At 67.6% G+C, this 21,326-nt stretch carries 23 protein-coding genes; 11 read left to right on the top strand and 12 right to left on the bottom strand.

Annotation, left to right across the window (positions count from 1 at the left end):
* Positions 1-27: 27 nt before the first annotated feature.
* From purL to ACI3KU_RS01210, 3 genes are all read left to right on the top strand, one after another.
* The gene (purL, locus tag ACI3KU_RS01220; protein ID WP_404920454.1) at positions 28-2,352 is read left to right on the top strand and encodes a phosphoribosylformylglycinamidine synthase subunit PurL; all 2,325 of its coding nucleotides are present in this window, start codon (positions 28-30) and stop codon (positions 2,350-2,352) included.
* Positions 2,352-2,519, top strand: coding sequence for a hypothetical protein (locus ACI3KU_RS01215; RefSeq protein WP_404920453.1), 168 nt, complete (start codon positions 2,352-2,354; stop codon positions 2,517-2,519). Before purL ends, ACI3KU_RS01215 begins: the two co-directional genes overlap by 1 nt.
* Before the next feature lie 71 nt (positions 2,520-2,590).
* Complete coding sequence (locus tag ACI3KU_RS01210; protein ID WP_404920452.1) at positions 2,591-3,394, top strand: alpha/beta fold hydrolase; 804 nt, start codon at positions 2,591-2,593, stop codon at positions 3,392-3,394.
* Positions 3,395-3,461: 67 nt separating this feature from the next.
* Here ACI3KU_RS01210 and ACI3KU_RS01205 read toward each other — a convergent pair whose 3' ends face one another.
* Positions 3,462-4,070 (bottom strand): RBBP9/YdeN family alpha/beta hydrolase, encoded by a 609-nt coding sequence (locus ACI3KU_RS01205; RefSeq protein WP_404920494.1) that lies wholly within the window; start codon positions 4,068-4,070, stop codon positions 3,462-3,464.
* A 63-nt stretch (positions 4,071-4,133) separates the two neighbouring features.
* Here ACI3KU_RS01205 and ACI3KU_RS01200 point away from each other — a divergent pair, with 63 nt between their 5' ends.
* The 6 genes from ACI3KU_RS01200 (at position 4,134) to ACI3KU_RS01175 (ending at position 9,149) form a co-directional block, all read left to right on the top strand.
* Positions 4,134-4,586, top strand: coding sequence for an Lrp/AsnC family transcriptional regulator (locus ACI3KU_RS01200; protein ID WP_404920451.1), 453 nt, complete (start codon positions 4,134-4,136; stop codon positions 4,584-4,586).
* Positions 4,587-5,043: 457 nt separating this feature from the next.
* The gene (locus ACI3KU_RS01195; RefSeq protein ID WP_404920450.1) at positions 5,044-6,141 is read left to right on the top strand and encodes an ROK family protein; all 1,098 of its coding nucleotides are present in this window, start codon (positions 5,044-5,046) and stop codon (positions 6,139-6,141) included.
* Positions 6,142-6,343: 202 nt separating this feature from the next.
* Positions 6,344-6,736, top strand: coding sequence for a GntR family transcriptional regulator (locus ACI3KU_RS01190; protein WP_404920493.1), 393 nt, complete (start codon positions 6,344-6,346; stop codon positions 6,734-6,736).
* Positions 6,733-7,611 carry an ABC transporter ATP-binding protein gene (locus tag ACI3KU_RS01185; protein WP_404920449.1) on the top strand — a complete coding sequence of 293 codons (879 nt, stop codon included), beginning with the start codon at positions 6,733-6,735 and terminating at the stop codon, positions 7,609-7,611. The genes ACI3KU_RS01190 and ACI3KU_RS01185 overlap by 4 nt, the downstream gene beginning before the upstream one ends.
* On the top strand, positions 7,611-8,309 hold the full coding sequence (locus ACI3KU_RS01180) for a hypothetical protein (protein ID WP_404920448.1): 699 nt from the start codon (positions 7,611-7,613) through the stop codon (positions 8,307-8,309). Before ACI3KU_RS01185 ends, ACI3KU_RS01180 begins: the two co-directional genes overlap by 1 nt.
* A gap of 60 nt (positions 8,310-8,369) precedes the next feature.
* Positions 8,370-9,149, top strand: coding sequence for a hypothetical protein (locus tag ACI3KU_RS01175; RefSeq protein WP_404920447.1), 780 nt, complete (start codon positions 8,370-8,372; stop codon positions 9,147-9,149).
* 60 nt (positions 9,150-9,209) lie between these two features.
* Here the strand turns inward: ACI3KU_RS01175 and ACI3KU_RS01170 are convergent, their stop codons facing one another.
* Together ACI3KU_RS01170 and ACI3KU_RS01165 are read right to left on the bottom strand one after the other, a co-directional pair.
* On the bottom strand, positions 9,210-10,625 hold the full coding sequence (locus ACI3KU_RS01170) for a dicarboxylate/amino acid:cation symporter (protein ID WP_404920446.1): 1,416 nt from the start codon (positions 10,623-10,625) through the stop codon (positions 9,210-9,212).
* Positions 10,626-10,760: 135 nt separating this feature from the next.
* Entirely contained in the window at positions 10,761-11,414 is a 654-nt protein-coding gene (locus ACI3KU_RS01165) for a TetR/AcrR family transcriptional regulator (protein ID WP_404920445.1), read from the bottom strand.
* Positions 11,415-11,522: 108 nt separating this feature from the next.
* Here ACI3KU_RS01165 and ACI3KU_RS01160 point away from each other — a divergent pair, with 108 nt between their 5' ends.
* Together ACI3KU_RS01160 and ACI3KU_RS01155 are read left to right on the top strand one after the other, a co-directional pair.
* Positions 11,523-12,392: a DUF1266 domain-containing protein gene (locus ACI3KU_RS01160; RefSeq protein WP_404920444.1), complete on the top strand. Its 870-nt coding sequence runs from the start codon at positions 11,523-11,525 to the stop codon at positions 12,390-12,392.
* Entirely contained in the window at positions 12,380-13,426 is a 1,047-nt protein-coding gene (locus ACI3KU_RS01155; protein ID WP_404920443.1) for a hypothetical protein, read from the top strand. The genes ACI3KU_RS01160 and ACI3KU_RS01155 overlap by 13 nt, the downstream gene beginning before the upstream one ends.
* Before the next feature lie 11 nt (positions 13,427-13,437).
* Here the strand turns inward: ACI3KU_RS01155 and ACI3KU_RS01150 are convergent, their stop codons facing one another.
* From ACI3KU_RS01150 to ACI3KU_RS01110, 9 genes are all read right to left on the bottom strand, one after another.
* On the bottom strand, positions 13,438-14,244 hold the full coding sequence (locus tag ACI3KU_RS01150) for a hypothetical protein (protein WP_404920442.1): 807 nt from the start codon (positions 14,242-14,244) through the stop codon (positions 13,438-13,440).
* A gap of 187 nt (positions 14,245-14,431) precedes the next feature.
* Positions 14,432-14,737 (bottom strand): 30S ribosomal protein S14, encoded by a 306-nt coding sequence (gene rpsN / locus ACI3KU_RS01145; protein ID WP_231092838.1) that lies wholly within the window; start codon positions 14,735-14,737, stop codon positions 14,432-14,434.
* 3 nt (positions 14,738-14,740) lie between these two features.
* On the bottom strand, positions 14,741-14,911 hold the full coding sequence (rpmG, locus tag ACI3KU_RS01140; RefSeq protein WP_005051772.1) for a 50S ribosomal protein L33: 171 nt from the start codon (positions 14,909-14,911) through the stop codon (positions 14,741-14,743).
* Positions 14,911-15,147, bottom strand: a complete 237-nt coding sequence (gene rpmB, locus ACI3KU_RS01135) for a 50S ribosomal protein L28 (RefSeq protein WP_055987914.1) — start codon at positions 15,145-15,147, stop codon at positions 14,911-14,913. Before rpmB ends, rpmG begins: the two co-directional genes overlap by 1 nt.
* Before the next feature lie 228 nt (positions 15,148-15,375).
* Positions 15,376-17,649 (bottom strand): bifunctional metallophosphatase/5'-nucleotidase, encoded by a 2,274-nt coding sequence (locus ACI3KU_RS01130; RefSeq protein ID WP_404920441.1) that lies wholly within the window; start codon positions 17,647-17,649, stop codon positions 15,376-15,378.
* 104 nt (positions 17,650-17,753) lie between these two features.
* Positions 17,754-18,461 carry a DNA-3-methyladenine glycosylase gene (locus ACI3KU_RS01125; RefSeq protein WP_404920440.1) on the bottom strand — a complete coding sequence of 236 codons (708 nt, stop codon included), beginning with the start codon at positions 18,459-18,461 and terminating at the stop codon, positions 17,754-17,756.
* Entirely contained in the window at positions 18,445-18,882 is a 438-nt protein-coding gene (locus tag ACI3KU_RS01120; RefSeq protein ID WP_404920439.1) for a Fur family transcriptional regulator, read from the bottom strand. The genes ACI3KU_RS01125 and ACI3KU_RS01120 overlap by 17 nt, the downstream gene beginning before the upstream one ends.
* Positions 18,883-19,040: 158 nt before the next feature.
* Positions 19,041-20,414 carry a hypothetical protein gene (locus tag ACI3KU_RS01115; RefSeq protein WP_404920438.1) on the bottom strand — a complete coding sequence of 458 codons (1,374 nt, stop codon included), beginning with the start codon at positions 20,412-20,414 and terminating at the stop codon, positions 19,041-19,043.
* Positions 20,404-21,318, bottom strand: coding sequence for a TIGR03943 family putative permease subunit (locus tag ACI3KU_RS01110; RefSeq protein WP_404920437.1), 915 nt, complete (start codon positions 21,316-21,318; stop codon positions 20,404-20,406). The genes ACI3KU_RS01115 and ACI3KU_RS01110 overlap by 11 nt, the downstream gene beginning before the upstream one ends.
* Positions 21,319-21,326: the final 8 nt, after the last annotated feature.

Here is a 21,326-nt window from a genome sequence, read left to right as displayed (position 1 = left end):
CACCCTCGAAATCTGGAGTGCAGCCGCGTGACTTCCGCCGCAGAATCCACCACCCGCCCCGTCGCAGACACCGTCGAGAACGCCATCGCGACGCCGGAGAAGGAGCAACCGTACGCGGCGCTCGGGCTGAAGCCCGATGAGTACGCCCAGATCCGCGAAATTCTCGGCCGCCGCCCCACATCGGGTGAGTTGGCCATGTACTCGGTGATGTGGTCGGAGCACTGCTCCTACAAGAGCTCCAAGATCTACCTGAAGAAGTTCGGTCAGAAGGTCACGCCGGAGATGACGGAACGTCTCATGGTGGGCATGGGACAGAACGCCGGCGTGGTGGACATCGGCGAGGGCTGGGCCGTCACCTTCAAGGTTGAGTCGCACAACCACCCCTCCTACATCGAGCCGTTCCAGGGTGCCGCGACGGGCGTCGGCGGTATCGTCCGCGACATCATCTCCATGGGCGCACGTCCGGTCGCTGTGATGGACCAGCTGCGCTTCGGCGCCATCGACCACCCCGACACGGCACGCGTCGTACACGGCGTGGTGTCCGGCATCTCCTTCTACGGCAACTGCCTGGGTCTGCCGAACATCGGCGGCGAGACCGTCTTCGACGCCGTCTACCAGGGAAACCCGCTGGTCAACGCGCTCGCTGTTGGTGTGCTGCGCCACGAGGACCTCAAGCTCGCGAACGCCACCGGAACCGGCAACAAGGTAGTGCTGTTCGGTGCCCGTACGGGTGGTGACGGCATCGGCGGGGCGTCGATCCTCGCCTCCGACACCTTCGCCGACGGCGGACCCACGAAGCGGCCCGCGGTTCAGGTGGGCGACCCGTTCGCCGAGAAGGTGCTGATCGAGGCCTGCCTCGAGCTGTACCAGGGCGAGCTGGTCGAGGCCATCCAGGACCTCGGCGCTGCCGGCATCTCCTGCGCCACGAGTGAGCTGGCCGCCAATGGCGGCTCCGGCATGCGCGTGGACCTCGACGATGTGCTGCTGCGCGACTCCTCCCTCACGCCGGAGGAGATCCTGATGTCGGAGTCGCAGGAGCGCATGATGGCGATCGTCGACCCGGCGAAGCTCGACGCGTTCATCGCAGTGCTCGACAAGTGGAACGTCGAGTACTCGGTGCTCGGCGAGGTGACCGGCGACGGACGCCTGCAGATCTTCTGGCACGGTGAGGAGATCGTGAACGTCGATCCGTCCACGGTCGCCGTCGACGGTCCGGTGTACGAGCGTCCGGTGGCGTACCCCACGTGGATCGACGCCCTGCAGGCCGACTCGGCATCCGCGCTTCCCCGCGACAACGCCCCCGAGGCGATCCGCGAGCAGATTCTGAAGGTCACCTCGGCTCCGAACCTGGCCGACCCGAGCTGGATCACCAACCAGTACGACTACTACGTGCTGGGCAATACCGCCCTGAGCTTCCCCGACGATGCCGGCATGATCCGCGTGGACGAGGAGTCGGGCCTCGGCTTCGCCATCGCGACCGATGCCAACGGCCGCTACTGCCAGCTGGACCCGTACCAGGGCGCGAAGCTCGCGCTCGCCGAGGCCTTCCGTAACGTGGCCGTCACCGGGGCGATCCCGGCTGCCGTCACCGACTGCCTGAACTTCGGCTCCCCGGAGAATCCCGAGGTGATGTGGCAGTTCGGTCAGGCTACCGACGGTCTCGCCGACGGCTGCGTGGAGCTGGGCATCCCCGTCACCGGCGGCAACGTCTCGTTCTACAACCAGACCGGCGACACCCCCATCTTCCCGACCCCCGTGGTCGGCGTGATGGGCATCATCGACGACGTCGCCCGCCGCATCCCGTCGGGGTGGCAGGACGCCGGCGAGAACCTCTACCTCCTCGGAGTGACCAGCGACGAGCTGTCCGGCTCCGAGTGGGCGGCCACCATCCACCGCCACCTCGGCGGTCGCCCGCCGGCCGTGGACCTCGCGGGTGAGAAGCGCCTGGCCGAGACGTTGCGCGCCGGTGCCGAGCAGGGTCTGGTCTCCTCCGCACACGACCTCTCGGAGGGCGGTCTCGCGCAGGCTCTCATCGACGCGGTCACGCGCTTCGGCGTTGGTGCCCGCGTCTGGCTGGGTGAGATCACGGAGCGCGAAGGCGTCGACGCCGTCACGGCGCTGTTCTCCGAGTCCACCGGTCGCGTGATCGTCTCCGTTCCCCGCGAGGAGGACGTGAAGTTCCGCGGCCTCTGCGAGGGTCGCGGCTACCCGGTGCTGCGCATCGGCGTGACCGACACCGAGGCGACCCTGGAGATCCAGGACATCGCCACTTTCTCCGTCGACGAGCTGCGCTCCGCCAACGGCAGCACGCTGCCGAACGCATTCGGTGCGGTCATCCCGCAGGGCGTCTGATGACGAACAACGCCATCCCGCCGGAGCTGGAGTTCGCCGATGACGGCGACGACATGCGCCAGCACGACCGTCGGCTCAACCGCACGCGGCTAGTGGCGTGGATCGTGATCGGCGCGCTGATCCTCACGGGCGGCGGCGCCACGGTGCTGGCGCTCATCTTCGGCTGACATCCGCGTCAACGGTGGGTTGGGACTCGTCCCAGCCCACCATTTCGCATTCGCGGGTGGAGGATGGAAGGGTGACAACTCCCGCACCGCTCACGCCCATGCCCGCACCTCAGTACGTGATGAGCGCGGAGGGTCATCGCATCGCCACCTACGCGTGGGGCGAGGACACGAGTCCCACGGTGCTGGCGGTGCACGGGTTCGCGTCGTCGATCCGCGATACCTGGGTGGACACCGGATGGGTACGAGAGCTCCTGCGACGCGGATTCCGCGTGATCGGGGTCGACCTGCGCGGACACGGCGCCAGCGACAAGCCGCGCGACGCCGATCAGTACACCATGTCGGCGCTGGTGGCGGATCTGTTCGTCGCCCTCGACACGTACCTCGTGGACGAGGCGGCATACCTCGGGTACTCGCTCGGCGGGCGCGTGGGCTGGCAGTTCATGACCGCCCACGCCGAGATGATCACGCACGGCGTACTGGGAGGAATCCCGGACGGACGACCGCTCGGACGCCTGCAGCTGGACGAGGCCCGCGCGCACGTGGACAGCGGATCGCCGATCCCGGACGACATCACCCGACGCTACGTCACCCTCGCGCAGCGACTGCCGAGCAACGGCATCCGCGCCCTGCTGGCGCTGGCGGAGGGCCTGCGCCTGCACGAGGACGTCCCGCCGATGGATCGCCCACCGCAGCAGCCCACCCTCATCGCCACCGGCACGGATGACCCGATCCTGGACGACTCGCGCACCCTCGCCGGTGTGCTGCCGCAGGGGTCGTTCCTGGAGATCCCGGACCGCGACCACGTCCACGCCCCCGGTGCGCGGGTGTTCCGTACGGAGGGCGCGGCTTTCCTCGCTTCACGCTCGGGGCTCTGACCCGCCTCGAGGGTGGAACACGCACCGCAGACGCGCCTCTCCGGTGCACTTTCCCTCTTCCACCGGATCACGCGAAGAGCAGCGATTCCAGCACCTCTCGTCCCTGCAACCAGTCACCGAGATCGCTCGCCGAGTTGATGTGCCCGAGCGCCCCGACCACCCGCAGATCGCTTCCCCACGCGGACGCGAGGCTCTGGGCTACGTCCAGTCGGCAGTACGGGTCGTTGGTGCTCGCGACGACCACGCTGGGGCAGGGCATTGCCTGTCGAGGAGCGCCGACGAACGTCGATGCGTCTGCAGTGGGGAAAGCGTCGGCGGAGGGATCCGGAGGGGCCACAAGGAGGGCCCCTCGAACGGCCGGGCGCGCAGATTCGGACAACCAGGTCGATGCCGCCCAGCAGCCGAGGCTGTGGGCAATCAAGACGACATCGCTCGTGCGCGTCTCGATATCCGCGACGGCACGATCGATCGCCGCGACCCAGTCCGCCAGGTCCGGCTGAGTCCAGGAGCCCGGCGCGATCCGAACCGCCGCACTGCCCCACTGGCGCTCCCACGCCGTCTGCCAGTGCGTATCGTCGGATCCCCTGATACCGGGGATAATCACAAAGTCAACCACGCTGCAGCTCTCCTTTCTTCGCTGGCCGCGACCAACCGCGGCGATCTCACGATCGAGCATGATGGAAGCGCTCGACGGGCGCACTCGGCGCAAGTGATAACGAAGCAAGAGGGGCAGAACTCGATGGAAACACTGGATCGGATCGACCGGCAGATCATCGAGCTGCTGCAACGCGAAGGCAGGCTGACCGGTGCTGAAGTCGGTCGCCGTGTGGGGCTGTCCCAACCGGCGGCCAGCGCTCGAATCCTGCGCCTAGAGAAGTCACGAGTCATCGCCAGCTACCGCGCTGTCATCGATCCGGCCGCCATCGGCTTGAACATTCACGCCGTCGTTCGTCTGCGCACCACCCACGCGCAGCTTGGCCCCGCTCTCGAGCTCGCGTCTCGAACGGGCGAGATCACTTCGACACTCCGAGTCACGGGGGAGGACTGCCTCATCTTCGACGTGAACTGCCGAGACGCGGCCCAGCTCGAACGGACCGTCGACTCGCTGGCACGCTTCGGCCCGGTCACAACCGCCCTCGTGCTTCGTGAGTACCCGTCAGCACCGCTCCTGCCGCCGCCGTCCGGGGAGTAGCGTCCGCGCCGGATGGATTTCGCACCGCGCCGGCCCCGCCGTCCGCGGTCTCAGAAAGCGCTGGCGCCCCGACCCAAAGCAAACATCTTCTGAGACCGGTCGGGGAACTGGTCTCAGAAGATGCAGTGAGCGACGGCCGAAACGGCGGCAAGTGAGACCGCCGACGGTCGGGTCGCCTCAGGGACCGACGCGGGCCGAGCGCGGGCGAAAGAAATGCGGGGCCGGGAGTTCATCCCCGGCCCCGCATCATTCCCCCGGGGCTCTCGCGCCCTACCCCCACCGGGTGTGACGGTCGCTCCCCTTCGGACGGGCGGCTGCGCGGCCGCCCGTTGCTGATTGCTCAGCGGCTTTCTTTGTTAAACAACGAAAGTCTGCGCCCTACGATAGACAGGTCGACCGATCCGCGCAAGCTGGCGCCGGAGGTGAAGCGATCATCGGACACTCCAACCACGAGGAGATGCGGCGCGCCAACACGCGCCGCCTCTTCCAGCTTATCGCTGACGGTGCCGGCCACGAGACCCGTGCGAGCCTGTCCCGCCGAAGCGGTCTGACGGCAGCGACGGTGTCTTCGATCGTCGCGGACCTCATCGTCACGGGCTTCGTGCGCGAGGCGGGACGGGCCGAGAGCACGGGCGGCAAACCCGCGATGCGACTGGCTCTGGACGGCGAACAGCACCGCGTCGCCTCGGTGGTGCTGACCCGGCACGCGTCGCGTTTCGTGCTCAGCAACCTCATCGGCGAGACGCTCACGGAGCCGGTCTCGCTGCCCGCCGTCGGGTCACCCGACGATCTGCGGACCGTGCTCGCCGAGGTCGACGCGCACGGAGGCAGGGGGCTCCTCGCCATCGGCATCGAGGTTCCCGGTGCCGTGGACAACGATCGCATTCTGCAGTGCGTACAGCTCAGCTTGGAAGATGTCGATGTTCGCGCACTCGCCGCCGACGTGACGACGGCACCGGTGTATCTCATCAATGACGCGGACGCCGACGCCCTGCGCGAGTTCGCCTTCCGCAGCACCGACGCGCCCAATGTGCTGTGCCTGAACGTGGGCGACGGCGTGGGCGCGGGCATGGTGATCGACGGCGCGCTGTACCGCGGCGAGCACGCTCGCGCCGGAGAGCTGGGGCACGTGCGCGTGGACTTCGGCGATGACGCGCTGCCATGCCCCTGCGGTCAGGTGGGGTGCCTGGAGCGATACGTCGGACTGCGGTTCGTGTTCGACCTGCCCCTGGAGGAAGATCTCGATGCGGTCGATCTGGAAGGGCTCGCGTCCGATCCCGCGCACGCCTCGTCCGTGGATCGTATGGCTCTGCGCCTCGCGAACAACGTGCGACTGCTGTCCGCCGTGCTGGATATCGAGACGGTGGTCCTCGGCGGCGCGCTCCCGCGCCTCGGCGATGCCGCGCTGGAGAAGGTCCGACGCGCCGCGGAGTCGCTGAGCCCCGTGGGCGCGACGACCATCGCGCTGGACTACGCGCGCATCAGCGCGGAGGACCGCTTCCGCGGCGCCGCACAGCACGCGGTGCGCGAGCGCCTCGGCATCGTCCGCAGCTGAGATCCCGCACGCCGAACGGCTACCGGTTGCCAGCGCGACGAAGTGCCGGAGAACCCACGCATGCCCCTTCGTCTCGTTACGCGGTCGCTCAGGCACCGAAGCGAGACGAAGCACGCTCAGCCGAATCCGACGTCGGGAGTTGACACCCACCCGCTTCCATGGTTCATTAGTCGAGTAACTAACCAACGCACCGGAGGTGGATGTGATCGACGACGGGAAGCCGATCTTCGTGCAGATCGCCGAGATGGTCGAGGACTCGATCGTCGAGGGCAGTCTGCCCGAAGGCAGTCAGGCACCGTCGACGAACGAACTCGCCGCCTTCCACCGCATCAATCCGGCCACGGCCGCCAAAGGAGTGAACATGCTCGTCGACAAGGGTGTCCTCCTCAAGCGCCGCGGTGTCGGGATGTTCGTGGCCGAGGGCGCTCGCGACGTCCTCCTCACCGAACGCCGCACCGCGTTCGCCGATCGTTTCATCGGCCCCCTGCTGGCTGAGGCCGACAAGCTCGGCCTCACCGCGGCAGATGTGGCCGCACTCATCCGTTCCCGCGCCGGGGAGAGCATCCCCGGCACAGACGAAAGGACCGCCCGATGACCGCCGTCATCGAGACCCGGGGCCTCGGCAAGACCTACCGCGAGACCGTCGCGCTGGCCGATGTCACCCTCTCTCTTGAGAAGGACACCATCTACGGACTGCTCGGCCGCAACGGCGCGGGCAAGTCCACGCTCATGTCGATCATCACCGCACAGAACTTCGCCAGCACCGGCGACGTGCTTGTGTACGGCGAAGACCCCTATGAGAACGCTGCGGTTCTCGGACGGATGTGCTTCGTCCGCGAGAGCCAGAAGTACCCGGACGACTTCAAGCCCGGTCAGGCGTTCGCCGCGGCCCGCATGTTCTTCCCGAACTGGGATCAGGCGCTCGCCGACGACCTCGTGACGTCCTTCCGACTGCCGATGAACCGCCGCATCAAGAAGCTCTCCCGCGGTCAGCTCTCGGCCGTCGGCGTCATCATCGGGCTCGCCGCCCGCGCGGAGATCACCTTCTTCGACGAGCCCTACCTCGGCCTGGACGCCGTCGCCCGTCAGATCTTCTACGACCGCCTGCTCGAGGACTACGCCGAGCATCCCCGCACGATCGTGCTGTCCAGCCACCTGATCGACGAGGTCGCGAACCTCCTCGAACACGTGATCGTGCTGGACCAGGGGCGCGTGCTGATCGACGCCTCCGCCGACGATCTGCGCGGCCGTGCCGTCACCGTCGTGGGCGATGCCTCCGCGGTGGCCGATTTCACCAGCGGTCGCGAGGTGCTGCACACCGAGAGCCTCGGACGCGTCACCTCCGCCACCGTGCTCGGTGCGCTCGCTACCGCCGAACGCGACCGTCTCATCGCTGCCGGTCTCGACATCGCTCCGGTGTCGCTGCAGCAGCTCATCGTCCGCCTCACGCAGAAGGAGGAGGTGCGCTGATGGACCGCATCCTCAAGGTCGTGCGCCTGCAGAACCTCAACAAGATGACCTTCATCGGCATCCCGCTGATAATCCTCGTCGGCTGCTTCGTGCTGTCGCTCGGGATCTTCGCGCTCATCCCCGTCACGCCCGCGCTCGGCTACAAGTTCGCCGGCGGTGCACCCGTCGCTCCGATGTGGTATTTCATGGGTGCCGGCATCTACGCCCTCACTCTGACCTTCCCGTTCTCACAGGCGATGAGCGTCACCCGCCGGGACTTCTACCTCGGCACGATGGTGATCGCCGTGCTCTCCAGCATCGGCATGTCGCTGATCTTCACCGTGGGCGGCTTCATCGAGGAGGCGTTCAACGGATGGGGTCTGGACGGCCGCTTCTTCCGGATCCCGGGGCTATGGGATGCGGGCCCCTGGCTGCAGGCGCTCACCTACTTCACCGCGATGATGCTGCTGTTCACTCTCGGATTCGTGTTCACGGTCATCTATCGGCGGTGGGGGCGCACGATCATGCTGATCGTCCTGCTCGGCATCATCGCCGCCCTTCTGGTGCTCGGCTTCCTCGCCATCAAGTTCGGGTTCTGGGTGGCGATGTTCGAGACGATCGGGTCCATCGGCCTGTGGGGCTGGACGTTCATCGGCCTGGCGCTCACGGTGGTGCTGGCGGCGCTGTCGTACCTGCCGCTGCGCCGGATGATCGCCTGACGGTCGTGACATCCGTCACGACCTCTGATTTCCAACCCTCTTCAGACTTAGGGTGACGCCATGAGCTTCTTCGATTTCATCTCCGACAGCTGGTGGATGGTGTTCCCCCTCTTCGGGCTCGTCACCGCCGCCTACTACACGTTCGGCGGAGGTAAGAAGGTGGAGCGGGAGCGCCACGAGCGAAAGCTCGAGCTGATGGCGGCGAAGCGAGGCGAGTTCCCGCCCGGGTTCCTGGAATCGCGCGCCGCAACGTCGGCCACGAGCGGGGACGCCACTCGTGAGAACGTGCAGCGCCTCATCGACGAGCATGACGACATCACCGGGCGGTGGCTGGACTACGAGCTCGATGTGGCCAAGACCATCGCCTTCCCCGCAATGAGCGACGGACGGGAGCCGCTGACGGCGGCCTTCCTCCGAGCCAAGCGGGTGGCGGACCGACTCCGACCGGTGACGGCCGATGCCCGGATCACTCCCGAACAGTTCGCGGACTACCGCGAGGCCGTCACCGACTTCGCCGTGAAGTTCGACGTCGCAGAACAGAACGCTCGCCGCATTCGGGATACCGGCTTCACCGAGGAGGAACGCCGACGCCTCGAGCGCGCCCAGCAGCTCCTGAAGACCGCGGTGGACAAGTCGGCGACCGCGGCCGAGCGACAGGTTGCGTATCGCCGCGTCCGCGAGGAGCTCGACGGACTCCTGGTGCTCTCGGACGAGGCGGTCAGCATTCTGGAGACGCGGGTGGGCAAGGAGATCACTCGCGGTCCCGTGTCCGTCGCTGATGCTGACGCGACACCCAGCCGCGTTCCGCTGCAGCCACCAGCTGCACCCAGTTCGCCGTGATCAAGGGCAGATGAGGAAAGGCCGGGGCGTCTGCCCCGGCCTTTCCCCTATGAGTCGACGTCAGACGCGCGCGGGTTCGCCCTCCGCCGGCACCTCTGACTCCTCATCGGCGCTGTCGTCCGCAAACGGCAGTCCGTCGCGCTGGGCGTTGTACAGATCGACATCGAGGATGCCCTCGCGCTTCGCGACGATCGTGGGAACGAGCGCCTGGCCCGCGACGTTCACCGCCGTGCGGCCCATGTCGAGGATCGGGTCGATGGCCAGCAGCAGACCCACGCCATCCAGGGGGAGTCCCAGGGTCGAGAGAGTCAGCGTGAGCATCACGACAGCACCCGTCGTACCGGCCGTCGCGGCAGAGCCCACCACCGACACCAGGACGATCAGCAGGTACTGCACGAACGACAGCTCGATGCCGTAGAACTGGGCCACGAAGATCGCCGCGATTGCCGGGTAGATCGCCGCGCAGCCATCCATCTTCGTGGTGGCACCGAGCGGCACCGCGAACGACGCGTACGAGCTCGGCACACCCAGGTTGCGCTCGGTGACCCGCTCCGTGACCGGCAGCGTGCCGATCGACGAGCGAGAGAAGAACGCGACGGTGACCGCAGGCCACACACCCGTGAAGTACTGCTTGATGGAGAGCCCGTGCGTCTTGATCAGCACCGGGTAGACCACGAACAGCACGATGGCGAGACCCACGTAGATGGCGCCGGCGAACCAGGCGAGCGAGGTGAGCTTGTCCCAGCCGTACTGGATCACCGCGTTGCCGATGAGGCCGAAGGTCCCGATCGGTGCGATGCGGATGATCCACCACAGCACGCGCTGGATCACTTTGAGCAGCGATTCGGTGAAGGCGAGGAACGGCTCGGCGCGACGACCGACCTTGATCGCCGCGATTCCGACAGCCACGGCCACCACGATGATCTGCAGCACGTTGAAGCCGATGCTGGTGCTGGCGCGGCCGGCCTCCACGTCGAGCGAGGTGGAGGCTGTGAGACCGAGGAAGTTCTGCGGAACGAGGCCGGTGAGGAAGTTCCACCAGGTGCCGACGGCGTAGGGGTCAGACGGCGTGAGCCCCTCCCCCGCGCGGGCACCGGGCTGCACGGTGACGCCGAGCACGATGCCGATGATCACCGCGATGAAGGCGGTGATCGCGAACCACAGCAGCGTCTGGCCGGCGAGGCGCGCGGCATTCTGCACGCGTCGCAGGTTGGAGATGCTCGCGACGATCGCCGTGAACACCAGCGGGATCACGGCCGCCTTGAGCAGGGTGACGTAGGAGGAGCCGACCGTGGCCAGGGTGGCGGCCAGTCCGTTCGCGCTACCCGCCTCATCCGGTCCGAGCTGCTTGCCGATCAGCCCGGCGAGAACGCCGAGGATCAGGGCGACGAGGATCTGGAATCCGAACGACGTGAGGAGCTTGCGCACGGGCCCGCGGGTATCGGGCGCCTTCTGTCGAGCTGTTGTCTGGCTCATGGGGGAGGTCCTTCTCGGCTGGAGCTGACCGCAGAAGAGCGGCATCAGCCACGGTAGGAGCCCACGACCCCCACTCGCCTGCCGGGGTGCAACACGGCGTCACGGCACGTCATACCCGCCGAAACACGGGCGGGTTCAGTCGGCGGTCGTCGCGCGAGGCCGCAGTTCCGACGCGCGCGGGGGGAGGTTCAGCGGCAGCGGGGCTGCGGGTCCTGGGAGGTCGTAGAGGCGATGCAGCCAGCGCCGCGCGTCTTCGAGGGGATACGTGTCACCGAACACGGCGAACTTCACGAACACGCCCTCCAGCGTGCTGCGCAGCATCACCTCTTCCAGACTCGGATCCGCGGCGCCACGGGCACGGAAGACGGCACGTACGGCGTCTTCTGCCGCAGCAGCCCCGGCGGCATGACGCTCTTCCGACTCCGCGAACAGCCGCTGCGTGGTCGGCTGAAGCTGCATCGCCAGCACCGCACGCTGCAGCGGCACCGCGAACGCTGTGGCGAGAAGGGCGCCGTCGATCACCGCGGCGAGCGCCTCATCGGGCGTGCCCTCGACCTGGGAGAGGCCGATCACCGTCTCGAACCAGCGATCGATCACCGCGGAGATGAGCTGATCCTTGCCCCCGAAGTGATAGCTGACCAGGCCCTGCGCCACGCCGGCGCGGCGGGTGATCTCCGCGATGCTCGCCCCCGCGACACCGCGCTCGGCGAACAGCGCGATCGCGGCTTCGAGGAGGGCTTCCCGTGCGCGCTCCCGAGCCTGCCGGTTGTGCTCTTCGGAACGTGCCATGCGGCCACCTCCTCCTGCCACGCTATCGAGCTTTCCCCGCGAAGCTCTGCCGTATACATTAATCACTGAACGATCGTTCAAGCTATTTCTTTCCACCGGAGACAATTCATGCGCCTTGCCGCCCGCCTCGACCTCAACGATCTCGGCTCGCTCCTCGAATGGCTCATCGCCCAGTGGTGGGTCTGGGCGATCGTCGGTGCCGTCGTGCTGTTCTTCCTCGTGGTCTGGATCCTGCCGGCGTCCAAGGTCAAGGCGGACGAGCGGTTCTCCACGAACGATCGCGAAGCGAATGAGCTGGCGCTCGGTTTCCTGCAGATCGTGAACCTGCCCTCAGGTCATTGGAACGACCCCACCGCCTCCGCGCTGGGGGATCGTGAGAAGAAGGTGCTCGTCGAGCAGTGGAGTGTGTACACCCGCCAGGACTGGCTCGACAACATCGAGCGCCTGGTGACCGTGCGCCGACGCCGGGAGATGTGGGTGCTCTACCTCGCCGTACGCGCTCAACTCGGTGAGCGCCTCGGGCGAGCGCCCAAGGCAAAGGAATGGCTGAACGCGATCGTCACGGAAGGCGGCGACAAGCGCGACGCGCGCACCTTCGTCACCTCGATCGAGTACACGGAGGCGCAGATCCGCAAGCGCGTCGGCAAGGACATCGTGACTCCCGACCTGTATGTGAAGACGCTCGACGGCTACGCGTTCGGCCAGGCTGTGGGAATGACGACGTGGGGCGTGGCCCTCGGGCATGGCGACATCCCCGAGGCGCGTCAGATCATCCACCGCATCAACGAAGAGGCGCGTCCCGCGTTCTCGTCGTGGGCGGACTTCGGCCTGAGCTACAACGTCGGGCGTGTGATGCACTGGAGCGACGGCAACGTCGATGAGAAGGCATTCGAGAAGTTCGAGGGAAGCAACGACTTCCAGGCGGCGGCCACCGCGAAGCGCAACGGCCCGTGGACCACGCTCCCGTGGAGCCTGTAAGCGTCGACCTCGGGGCGCTCCGACGCAGCGCGGGGCTGCGGGACATCCTCACGTACGAGAGGATCTGTCGCACCCCGCTGTATCGCCGCTTCCTCGTGCTGCTCGTGGCGGTGCTGCTGTTCGCCGCCGCGATGCTCGTGGGTCTGTGGTGGCTTCTGAGCTCCGATTTCCTGACGGTGGCACCGATTCTCGGACTCTTCGTGATCGGCTACACGGTGCTCGCCGCGCTGTCGTTCGTCTGGCACGCGGTGCTGCTCGGTCGCCGCGTGAAGATCGCCGCCTTCGCCTGGAGCAACGGCTGGGCCTACGCCGACTCCCTGGAGGACAACCGTCGGCCGGGTGCTGCCTTCGCGCGCGTGGCGCACGGGCAGGAGCGGGCCGTCGTCGCCTGCGATGACCCGCGAATGCCGTTCGAGCTCGGCATGCACCACTCCGTAGCTCGCGGGCAGGGCACCGCGACGATCCAGCGGCCATTCGGCTTCATCGAACTGCCGTTGCCGACCTCGGTGCCGCATATCGTGCTGGCGAACCGTCGACGCAGCATCATCCCGACTCTGGGGCTCGGACGCGGTGCTGCGCGGATGGATCTCGAGGGAGACTTCGCGTCGGTGTTCCAGCTCATCGTGCCGGAGGGATATCAGCGTGACGCGCTCTACATCTTCACGCCCGATCTCATGGCGCGGGTGATCGACCTCGGATCCGGCGCGGAGATCGAGCTGGTCTCCGATCGCCTCTACGTCTATCTGCCGGCGAGCACCCGCTTCGATCGTGCGGACACGATGGCCGCGGCCGTCATGCTGGCCGAGGAGTTCCACCGCCGTTTCGCCGCACGCACCGAGCAGTACCGCGACGATCAGGCCGGCGAACTCGCGGCACGGGCGGGCGTCGCCGTCGGCCTGCGCGGTCAGCGCCTCGGCGGCAGTGGTGTGTCCGTGATGGCGATCGCTGCGACGGTCGGCGTGCTGCTGCTGTCGGCCGGTGTGATGGCGTTCTCGCTGTTCGGCGGCGACATCCTCCGCACCTTCACAGGCTGACGCGCGTCGACTCAGCCGCCGAGCGTCAGGCGAACGACCTGCTGCGGCGAGGCGTCAGTGAACGTGGCCGTGGTGCCCGTGCCGTCGACCGTCGCGACGAGCGAGCCGGGGTTTCCGCCGACATAGGTGCCGTGCGTCAGCGTCTGGCCGCGCTCCGCCGTGATGGTGCACTCGTGGAACGTGCGCTGCCACTGGAAGCTGACGCTGGCGGAGGCACCGTCCGGGACGGGATCGCCGGGGCCACTGCGCTGCTGCAGCAGGATCACGGTGTACGCACCCAGCGGTACACCCTCCAGACCCACGACGTCCTCACCGTCGGCGGGAATCTGCGCGGCCCAGCCGACACGTCCGGTCGCGGCGTCCACCAGAGCGATGGTGATGGGCTCCGGAGCCGAGTAGTCGGTCTGGCAGTTGGCGAGTGCGTCCTGCAGCGGCACATCCTGCTCGATGTTGCCGCTGTCCTCGATCAGCTTGATCTGGGTCGGCGCGGTGAGATACGCGTTGTAGAGGTCGTGGATGCTGCCGAGGTCCACGGCGAGCGTGCCGGTCGGGCCCACGGGCGTTGCGGACGCGGTCGGCTGGGTCGACGTGGCGGCTGACGGCGGACAGTCAGCAGCCATCGCGGGTGCCGGAGATGCGAACACGCTGGCGCTCGCGAGGAGGAGGACGCCGATCGCGAGTGTTCCTGCGCCGGCTCGGCGGCGCTTGGACACGATCCCGAGCACGACGCCGAGCACGATGATCACCGCGGCCCCTCCCACGAGGAGCGGAAAGGCCGGGTTGCTTGCGAACCCGGGAGGGCAGACAGCGATGATCATGGGTCCCCTTTCGCGCCGCCATCCCGATGCGACGCCGCCGATCCACCCTACGCGACCCGCGTGTACCGCACACGATTCCGGGACCGCAGTTGCTGAGCGCACTTCGTCTCGCTGACCCCCGCTCAGGAACCGGAGGAACGACGAAGGGCGAGTCCTTGCGGACTCGCCCTTCATGCGTTGCGGGTGCTTACCAGCTGGACTTGGTGACACCGGGCAGCTCGCCACGGTGTGCCATGTCGCGGAAGCGAACACGCGAGATGCCGAACTTCGACAGGTGGCCACGGGGGCGACCGTCGATGACATCGCGGTTGCGGACGCGCACCGGCGAAGCGTTGCGGGGCAGCTTCTGCAGACCCACGCGAGCGGCCTCGCGCTCTTCGTCGGTCGACGACGGCGACACGAGGGCCGCCTTCAGCGCCAGACGCTTCTCGTTGTAGCGAGCGACGATGACCTTACGCTGCTCGTTCTTCGCGATCATGCTCTTCTTAGCCATTGATCAACGCTCCTCTCGGAATTCGACGTGCTTGCGGATCACCGGGTCGTACTTCTTGAGAACGATACGGTCGGGGTTGTTGCGACGGTTCTTGCGGGTCACGTAGGTGTAACCCGTGCCAGCCGTCGAACGGAGCTTGATGATCGGACGTACGTCCTGTGCCTTCTTCGCCATTAGAGCTTCACACCCTTCGCGATGAGGTCCTTCACGACGGACTCGATGCCACGGGCGTCGATCACCTTGATGCCCTTGGCGGACACGTTGAGCGTGATCTTACGACCCAGCGACGGGACGAAGTACGTCTTCTTCTGCACGTTCGGGTCGAAGCGGCGCTTCGTCCGGCGGTGCGAGTGGCTGATGTTGTGACCGAAGCCGGGAACAGCTCCTGTCACCTGGCACACTGCGGCCATGGTGTCTCCTTCTGTACCGTGAAACCGGACGGCTTCACCCAAGATCCCTTGTCTGCTCCCACGCCGGCATCCGCCCGGATGAGCGGAGTGAAGTGTGGGAACGAGCTGCGTGCTGGAGTGCGCGCAGACAAAGAGCAATCCTAGCACGGCCCGAGTCGTCCACTGAATCGGCCCGAGAACAGCAACGCCGCGAGCCCTCCCCGGGCTCGCGGCGCTGCCGTTCTCAGATCAGGCGTCGGTCGATGAATCCGTCGAGTCGACATTCGCGCCGTCCGCTTCGCGGCGTGCACGACGCAGGCGGGCGATGATCAGCGCAGCCCCACCGGCCACGATCACGATGACCGCGATGATGCCGATCGTCAGGGCCTGCGATCCGTCGGAACCGGTAGCCGCCAGCGTGGGCTTGGGTGCCGGGGTGCTGGGAACGGCGGTCGGTGACGGGGTGGGAGCGACCGCGCAGTCCACCGTCACAGGCACCTGCACCGAGGTCTCGCTCGGACCGAAGACGAAGGTGATCCACGTGTCACCGGCGGGCCAGCTCGTCGGGACATTGAGCGAGAGGGTGACCGTGTTCGGTGCTGCGGCATCGACAGTGGCCGTGCCGATGATCTGCACGTTGTCGGAGGCCTTCGGCATCAGCATCGCCGTGACCTCGGAGTTCTGCACGTAGCCGAGCGAGGCGAGATCGAAACCGGAGAGTGTCACCTCGGTGGGCTGCTCGCACACCAACGGCGAGCCGGCCACCAGGCCGCGGAGCTCGACGCCGTTGCGCCTGTTGTCCGGTGTGATTGCAGTTCCTGTGTCACCTGAGACCATCCGGAACCAGGCAGGGAAGGCATCGGTGTCGATGATCCCGACGCTCTGGTTTCCCTCGTTGTCGAGCAGAGCACGGAAGTTGTCACCGCCAGCGGCGAGGAACGAGCTCATCGCCACCCGCCACGTCGCTCCCGGAGCCAATGCGGCTCCCTTCAGCCACATGCTGGTGATCCGGTCGCCCTCCGGCCTGGTGGAGTCGTACGTGTAGGTGAAGTCGTTCGACAGGCCCAGCTGCAGGTACGGACGTGAGGGGATCGAGCCGTCGACGTTGCGCTGCCACTGCTGCTCGAGCGTGGCCTTCAGCGTCTCCGTGGTGACGGTGACGACATTCAGGTCGTTCGCGAACGGAACCACCGTGGCGGCTTCCTTGTACGTGATCTTGCCGTCATCGTCGATCAGGTCCGCGCGCACACCACCCGGGTTCATGAGCGCGAGGTCCGCGTGCGCGTTGCCCCGGGCGTTGATGACCTCGACCATCGACTGGGCGACGAGGTCGCTGAGGTTCGACGCGTTGGCACGGTCGTCCGGAACGGACACGGTGCCGGACGTGACTCCCGTGGCCGGGTCAACCGTGATCGAGCCGTCCTCGTACTGCTTCGCGCGCGTGATGTCGCCCGTCTGCGTACCGACCACCTCGTTGCCGAGCACATCGGCCTTCGCGACAGCGTCGGCCACGATCTGCGCGACCTGCTGAACGCGCGGGTCCGACTTCAAGTCGTCGGGGATGGCGTCCGCCGCGAGCGTCGGCACCACTGAGGACGACGACGCGGTGACCTTCTTGTCGGTGTCGAGGGTCAGCACGACCTGACCGATGTAGCCGGCGTACGAGCCCGCCTGCACGACCGGGCGGGTACCGCTCTGGCCGGGGATCGGTGCGTCATAGGCGTAGGTCTGGTGGGTGTGCGCGGTGTAGATGGCCGCAACCGAGGCGTCGGTGTCGTTCACGATGTGCGCGAACACCGCGCTCTTCTCGTTCTCGTCGAGCGGCACGTTCGACTGCGGTCCGCCCTCGTGGTACGAGGCGATGAGGACGTCTGCCTCGCCGTTGCTCGGGTCACCGTCGGTGAGCTGCGCCGCGACGCGGTTGACGGCCTCGACCGGGTCGCCGAAGGTGAGTCCTGCCACCGAGTCGGGCGAGGACAGCGCCGGCGTCTCCTGGGTGACGGCGCCGATGATGGCCACCTTCGTGCCGTTGACGTCGAACACCGCGTACTCGTCGAACGGGTGCGCGCCGGTCGAGTCCGTGACGTTGGCCGCGAGGTCCGGGCCGTTCGTGGCGTTCTGGATGCGACCGATGGCGTCTTCGTAGCCGTGGTCGAACTCATGGTTGCCCACGGTGAAGCTGTCGACGCCGAGCGCGTTCAGCGCATCGATCGTGGGGGCGTCCTTCTGGATGGCCGACTCGAAGACCGAGGCGCTCACGGCATCACCGTTGGACACCACCAGCGAGTTGCTCTCGCCGAAGCCCTGCTGCGCCTGCAGCACGGTGGCGGCGAATCGCTCGGCATCCAGAATGCGGCCGTGGAAGTCGTTGAACCCGATCAGGTTGATCTGCGTGGCACCCGCCGTGGGGGTGATCAGCTCGGGGGTGTCGACGCTCGCCGATGCGGCCGCAGGCAGGGCGAGGGCGAGGGCAACCGCGGCTGACGCCGAGATCGCGGTCGCACGGACGATGGATTTCTTCACGGAAACTCCTCAGCAATCGCACGGACGGGTCCACTCTCGCAGATCCGCGACGATCGCGCACCCCGCCTGGCGAGCCTGTGCAGCGGTATCCACAGGGAGCGGGTTCACCCCGTTGCAGCGGCCTCCACGGCGCCCCGCCCAGCGCGGAACACCGACACGGTCGGGTCGCCCGCGAGGAAGAAACGCCAGGGATATGCCCCGGTGCCCGCGACCCCCGCCACACCGACCCGCGGACCCGTGCTGATGCCCGGCGCCAGGTCGTCGCGCAGGTACAGCGAGACAGGTCCGCCGCTCACGGCATCCACGCCGTCATCGGCCGGATGACGAAGCCCGATCGCCTGCCCGAAGCGACCGGGACCGCGGGCGAGATCGCGATCGGCGATGCTCGGAGCACATCGCACGACACCATCTGCGCCGGGCTTGCGCTGCTGACGTCGTCGTCGGGCCACGTCCGCCCCTTCGATCACCTCGCCGGCGCGCAGCAGCACACCACCGGCGATCCCCTCCGGTCCGCAGACCACGTTCACGCACGAGTGGATGCCGTGACTGAGATAGACGTAGAGGTGTCCGGGTTCGCCCCACATCGTCGCGTTGCGATCGGTGCGTCCCATCCGGGCGTGCGAGCCCGGGTCTGGAATCTCACCGGTGCCGCGGCCGTGATACGCCTCGACTTCGGTGATGCGGATCGCCACGGCGCCCTCGGGGGTGTCCACACGCAGGATTGCACCCAGGAGATGAGGGGCCACCGCGAGGGGCAGCCCGGACAGCTCATCGCGGGTGGCGAGGTGCAGGCCGTCAGCGACCGACGTCATCGGTCCCGTCAGGAGCCTCGTCGGCGGCCCGCGCGGCAGCCGCGCAGTCGGCGCACAGGCCGAAGATGTCGACGACATGCTCGGCCTGCTCGAATCCGTGCGAGGCGGCGACGTTCTTCGCCCATTGCTCCACATCGGTCGCCGCGATCTCCACGGTGAGCCCGCAGGAGCGGCAGATGAGGTGGTGATGGTGGCCGGAGGAAGAGCAGGCGCGATACAGCGACTCGCCCTCGGGACTCTGCAGCGAATCGGCGTCGCCCGCTTTGGCGAGACCGGCCAGTGTGCGATAGACGGTTGCCAGGCCGATGCCGGTGTTCTCGTCACGCAGCGTGGCGTGCAGGGTCTGAGCGCTGACGAACCCCCGCACATCGCCGAGGGCTTCGCGCACCCTCTCGCGCTGCCACGTGTTCCGCTGAGCCATGCTCAGATCCTATCTCCGCAGGCCGCTGCGCGGTCCGGGTTTCCCCCACGGCGCAATCCAGCGATGGCGCTGCGGTCGCCCGGTGGGAGATGGAATTCCCACCCCTGAGCGCGTTGGGGGATGCGATTGTCATCTTCCATGCCGACGCGCGGCTGCGATCAGAACGGACCGCGCTCGCACCACGACAGATCGAACCCGGGAAGGTTGCCGATGACCTCGCCGCTGGCCACGTCGATGATCACGGTACGCAGCGTGCTGGGCAGCGGACGATACGCGCCGTCGGACGGATTTCGCGCGTAGTCGGGCGCCACCAGGGCGGCCACCTGCGACCCGCTGGGTGACGCGCACGCCTGCAGGATCGGGTCGCCGGCCACCCGGCGGTACAGCTCGCGCAGCTGGCCGGACGCGTCCGACACCGAGATCACACCCGCGGTGGGCATGCCGGCCGCGTCGCGCTCCGTGTGGTGCCACAGCGTGGTGGTGGGCGTCAGCGGGAGAATGGCATCCACGGTGCCGGCGAGGTCGGGCAGCGTGAGCGGCTGCTCGGTGCCGGCCCGGAGGTCGAGCGCCACCCAGCCGTCCACCTTGTCTACGATGGCCTGAAACGTCCCCCGTGACAGTCCCTGCAGCTTGATCGCCGTGCCGAATCGGACCGGCTCCGATCGACCCGAGGGATCCACCAGCATCAGGTCGCCGCTGAAGGGCACCATCAGCACGGCGTCGGAATCGGGGACGAACGCCCAGTCGTCCACGCTGGGTGCTTCGCCGCCCGTGGATACGGCAGTGACAGTGTCGTCGGTGAGGGAGGTGAGAAACAGCTGGCTCTTGATGCCCGTGGTCTCGGTGAGCTCGCGATCGGAGTAGGTGAACCCGATGCGTCCGGAGCGCTCCGATACCTGCAGCTCGCCGAGATAGCCGATTCCCGGCAGGGTGATGCGGCGGGCGTCCCCGGTGGCGGGGTCCACCACGAGCAGCGCCGCTCGGTCGTTCTCCATCACCGATACGACCAGTTGACCATCCAGCTCGCGGAAGTCCTCGATCGCGGGGTGCAGGAAGACAATCTTCGCGTGCTCGCCGTCGATGTCGGATCGGGTGATCGTGTCGGCGCCCGTGGTGCGCTGCAGCACGTAGATCTGCGACTTCGGTGTGCTGATCGTGGTGTCGAGGGTGGCCGTGGGACCGCCGCCCATGCCTCGGATGTCGGTGATCGTGATGCGGTAGTCGGTGTCCTGATCCAGCGGCACGGTGAAGCGCACGCCGATGCTGCGACCCGACGTGTCCACGCTGAAGTCGGCGGCTGGCGACACGCTCACCTGCGCGGGGTCGACCGTGGCGAGCGCCTGATCGGTGGTGAAGATGACGCGAGCGCCGGCGGTGTCGATCGCGGCGGCGGGATCCGCGCTGACGGCGGTCTGTCGCGGGCCCTGTTGCAGAGCCACGACGGATCCCGCCCCCACGAGCACGGCCAGCAGCACCACGACGCCCGCGAACGCCGCGGAGAACCGGCCGCGCGACCTCCGCTCAGTACTCATACGGGTCCGTCGGCTGATCGATGGGGGTGACCGCGGTGGGTTGGATCAGGAGCACCCCGTTACCGCTCTGCTCCACCGTTCCGGTGACCTTCACCCACTGACCGGTGGACAGGTCGGTGTCGATGGTGGTTGTCGCCGCCTGCACCGACACGGTGACTGCGGCGGGTTGGGCGTCGATCACGCAGTGCGTGACCACGAGTCGTGTGAGCCGGATGTCATCGCTGCCGTCAGCGGCGGGGGCGACGAAGCCGACGAGGTTGACGGGGGTGCCGGCCAACACGGCCGGGTTGGAGGTCGCAGCGAAGGCGGCGGCCCAGTCACCCACCCCGAATTTCGCCGCGTCGGCGGTGGTGGCGAGCGCCACGACGTCGGCACCGCCGAACAGCGGTGGGGCGCCGAGGTCTCGTTCCATCGCGAGTTGGGCCGACAGCGCAGCGGGTGGGAGCAGGAGTGCAGGAACCATCACGGCCGTCGCCAGCACGCCGCCAGTCACGGCGGCCACACCCGACATCCGCCGGCGCAGGTTCGGCGATGCCGGAACGCTGCGAAGGGTGGCTGACGGCGCGGCGGGGGCGACAGGCTGTGACTGCGCCCGCAGCTGCGCGCGCGTCAGCGGTGCGGGTTCGGCAGGCGCGTGATGATGATCGGGCGTGTGATCGCCTTCGTGCGCGTGATCATGTCCATCACCGTGATCGTGACCGTGCTCCTGCTCCGCACCGAGCGGCAGCGCGAACGACCCCGCTGCGGCCAGGAGTCCGAGCACCGCCATCCCCACCGTGAACCACGCACCGTCGGGGTTCACGTACATCGCGAGCCGCCCCGTGACCGCCAACCCCACGGTGATCACGCAGACCAGCGACGCGAGTCCGACCCCCAGCCATCGAGAGTCGATCGCGTGCAGCACGTGGGATC

The organism is Microbacterium sp. ZW T5_56, assembly GCF_044987425.1.
Lineage (GTDB): Bacteria > Actinomycetota > Actinomycetes > Actinomycetales > Microbacteriaceae > Microbacterium.
This window is presented reverse-complemented; position numbering and strand designations above follow the sequence as displayed.

Bases quoted from the DNA above. Each gene is read 5' to 3' on its own strand.
- ACI3KU_RS01215 (WP_404920453.1), top strand. From the start codon at position 2,352: ATGACGAACAACGCCATCCCGCCGGAGCTGGAGTTCGCCGATGACGGC.
- ACI3KU_RS01205 (WP_404920494.1), bottom strand. From the start codon at position 4,070: ATGCTCGATCGTGAGATCGCCGCGGTTGGTCGCGGCCAGCGAAGAAAG.
- ACI3KU_RS01200 (WP_404920451.1), top strand. From the start codon at position 4,134: ATGGAAACACTGGATCGGATCGACCGGCAGATCATCGAGCTGCTGCAA.
- ACI3KU_RS01195 (WP_404920450.1), top strand. From the start codon at position 5,044: ATGCGGCGCGCCAACACGCGCCGCCTCTTCCAGCTTATCGCTGACGGT.
- ACI3KU_RS01185 (WP_404920449.1), top strand. From the start codon at position 6,733: ATGACCGCCGTCATCGAGACCCGGGGCCTCGGCAAGACCTACCGCGAG.
- ACI3KU_RS01180 (WP_404920448.1), top strand. From the start codon at position 7,611: ATGGACCGCATCCTCAAGGTCGTGCGCCTGCAGAACCTCAACAAGATG.
- ACI3KU_RS01175 (WP_404920447.1), top strand. From the start codon at position 8,370: ATGAGCTTCTTCGATTTCATCTCCGACAGCTGGTGGATGGTGTTCCCC.
- ACI3KU_RS01170 (WP_404920446.1), bottom strand. From the start codon at position 10,625: ATGAGCCAGACAACAGCTCGACAGAAGGCGCCCGATACCCGCGGGCCC.
- ACI3KU_RS01165 (WP_404920445.1), bottom strand. From the start codon at position 11,414: ATGGCACGTTCCGAAGAGCACAACCGGCAGGCTCGGGAGCGCGCACGG.
- ACI3KU_RS01160 (WP_404920444.1), top strand. From the start codon at position 11,523: ATGCGCCTTGCCGCCCGCCTCGACCTCAACGATCTCGGCTCGCTCCTC.
- ACI3KU_RS01150 (WP_404920442.1), bottom strand. From the start codon at position 14,244: ATGATCATCGCTGTCTGCCCTCCCGGGTTCGCAAGCAACCCGGCCTTT.
- rpsN (WP_231092838.1), bottom strand. From the start codon at position 14,737: ATGGCTAAGAAGAGCATGATCGCGAAGAACGAGCAGCGTAAGGTCATC.
- rpmG (WP_005051772.1), bottom strand. From the start codon at position 14,911: ATGGCGAAGAAGGCACAGGACGTACGTCCGATCATCAAGCTCCGTTCG.
- rpmB (WP_055987914.1), bottom strand. From the start codon at position 15,147: ATGGCCGCAGTGTGCCAGGTGACAGGAGCTGTTCCCGGCTTCGGTCAC.
- ACI3KU_RS01125 (WP_404920440.1), bottom strand. From the start codon at position 18,461: ATGACGTCGGTCGCTGACGGCCTGCACCTCGCCACCCGCGATGAGCTG.
- ACI3KU_RS01120 (WP_404920439.1), bottom strand. From the start codon at position 18,882: ATGGCTCAGCGGAACACGTGGCAGCGCGAGAGGGTGCGCGAAGCCCTC.
- ACI3KU_RS01115 (WP_404920438.1), bottom strand. From the start codon at position 20,414: ATGAGTACTGAGCGGAGGTCGCGCGGCCGGTTCTCCGCGGCGTTCGCG.